Annotated in this window: 2 protein-coding genes; one reads left to right on the top strand and one right to left on the bottom strand. The window is 64.5% G+C overall.

From position 1 onward, the window contains the following. Positions 1 to 63 precede the first annotated feature (63 nt). A complete protein-coding gene (gene nrdR / locus NZM16_RS11860) occupies positions 64 to 558 on the bottom strand; it encodes a transcriptional regulator NrdR (protein WP_295449495.1) in 495 nt (164 codons plus the stop codon). Between the two features lie 682 nt (positions 559 to 1,240). On the opposite strand from nrdR, the gene NZM16_RS11855 reads away from it, so the two are divergent. Continuing rightward, on the top strand, positions 1,241 to 2,296 hold the full coding sequence (locus NZM16_RS11855; RefSeq protein ID WP_295449498.1) for a molybdopterin-dependent oxidoreductase: 1,056 nt from the start codon (positions 1,241 to 1,243) through the stop codon (positions 2,294 to 2,296). Positions 2,297 to 2,299 lie beyond the last annotated feature (3 nt).

The raw sequence follows: 2,299 nt of genomic DNA, 5'->3' as shown, positions 1-2,299 counted from the left end.
TTGGGCCTCGGGGAGAATAGACAGGCTACCCCATAGGGTTCGGCGAATTCCGGGAACCGGCCATCACTCCGGGCTCTCCGCCATCGTGGGGCTTCCTTCCCGGGCGCGATTTTGCAACAGGTTATCGATCTCCCGCCGGATGCTCTCGAGGTCGCTCAGGCCAAGGTAGACAATCGCATAACGGATGTAGGCGATCTCATCCAGCTCCTTCAGCCCAGCGATCACCATGTCGCCGATCAGACGGCTGGGGATCTCCGACCGGCCCATCGCCTGAAGGCGGGCCTCGATGCGTTCCACCAGGCGCTCCAAGGCCTCCGCCGGGATCGGGCGCTTGGCGCAGGCGATCTGGATCCCGCGCAGAAGCTTCTCCCGGTCGAACGGCTCCCGACGCCCATCCCGCTTGATGACCATCGGGGCCAGGTGCACCGGACGCTCGATCGTGGTGAACCGGCGCAGACAGCGGGGACATTCCCGACGACGCCGGACCGCCCGCCGCTCCGCCTCCGGGTTCGTATCGATGACCCGAGTCTCCTCACTCCCGCAAAAGGGGCAACGCACGCTCCGGAACCCCCATATATGGGGTATAAAACGATCTATACCGCCAGATCTTCGGGATCCAGGCGGGCCATCATCTTATCACGGGAGAGGGGGGCTGTCAAGACCCGAGGAATGCTTTAACCCGCGCGGCCGAACGGCGAGAGGGACCATCCCTCTGCGTCCGGAGGGCTTTGTCCAGTTATCCACTAGGGATCGAAGGAACCGAAGCCCGTCCGGAAGGCCATGGACCCTCCCCCCCAAAAATCTTTCGGGGGCGGTGCGGGGGCCTTTGGCCCCGAGATGGACAAATCACGGAGGGCTCCTGACGGCGTAATGGCCGTCGTTTTCGTGGATCCGGGTCGCCCTCGACAGCTCCCCCTATTTCCGGCTAAAATGGGCAAGCGTAACAGCCCGCTTCCCATTTTTCTATCCAGGGGACGCTGCCGCTTCGCCCGCTTGGAAAGCGATGAATGGGATTGGACGACATCGGCCCTCAGGCACCGCCCCACTAAAGAACTGTGTCGGCAGTGGGCTATCCTGCGAATCAAAAGATGATGGAGGATCGCTTTGTTGCAAACTGGTGCTGGGGGATGACGGGACAGGTCTCGAATCGCCGGAGAGGAACATAAAGATGGCAACAGGGCGATCGAGGATCCGAAAGTGGCTCCAGAAGAGGGGCTGAGGGTCGAAGGGGGAAGCGAAGATGCCCGCGCGGGTGGTGGATTGGGGTCTTTTTGGGTTGCTCGGAGCCGCTCTGCTCACCGGATTGGGCACTCTCCTCGTGGGCCGGCCCGAAGGACGCTGGCTCTTCATCCTCCACAGCGGCCTTGGGATCGCGATCCTCCCCTTCCTGTTCTGGAAGCTCCGGCGGGTTTTCCCTCGCCTGATGCGTCCCTCCCGCTGGGATGGGGCCGTCGCCTTCTCGCTGATGACGACTTTCCTCGTCGCTTTCACCGTTGGAACCGGGCTGGTGTGGGCGCTATGGCTGGAGCCTGCAGGCTGGCCATCGGGGATGAACCTGCACGCGTATTTCGCCCTCGCCCTGGCCGCGGTCTTCTGGGTCCATGTCCTGACCCGGGCGAAGCCGCTCCGGGTCCAGGACCTGCGAGGCCGTCGCTGGGTGCTGCGGGCTCTGGGCGCTGGCCTGTTAGCGGGCTTGAGCTGGGAAGCCCAGGAAGGGATCAGCCGCTGGCTGAACCTCCCCGGATCTCGACGGCGCTTCACCGGCTCCCGGGAGGCCGGGCGGTTCACCGGAAACGCCTTTCCGGTCACCAACTGGATGCTGGATCGCCCCGCGCCTCTTCCCCTGGAGCAATGGAAGCTGCACGTCCACGGGGCGGTGAGGCGCCCGATGACCCTGTCTTACGCGCAAATCCGAGAGCTTCCCCAAGAGGAGACGATCGCTGTTCTCGACTGCACCGGCGGATGGTATACCGAGCAGCGATGGCGGGGCATCCGGGTCGGATGGCTGCTGGATCAGGCGGGAGTCCGGCCGGAAGCCCGCTTCGTCCGGTTTCTCTCCGTCACCGGTTATCGCTGGAGCCTGCCGCTGGAGGAAGCGCGGAGGGCCTTGCTGGCCACCCACGTGGGCGATGAGCCGCTGATCCACGAGCATGGCGCTCCGATGCGCCTGGTCGCCCCGGGCCGAAGGGGATTTCAATGGGTGAAATGGGTGGTGGAAGTCGAGGTCCTCTCCGCCCCGGATCCCGGCCAGTGGATCGCCATCTTCCTCAGCGGTCTGCGCTCCGGGTCTTCCTGAGGC

Origin of the sequence: Thermoflexus sp. (assembly GCF_025055495.1) — a bacterium.
Classification (GTDB): Bacteria; Chloroflexota; Anaerolineae; order Thermoflexales; family Thermoflexaceae; genus Thermoflexus.
Note: the sequence above shows the minus strand (reverse complement) of the source record. Positions and strands in the feature narration are given on the sequence as shown.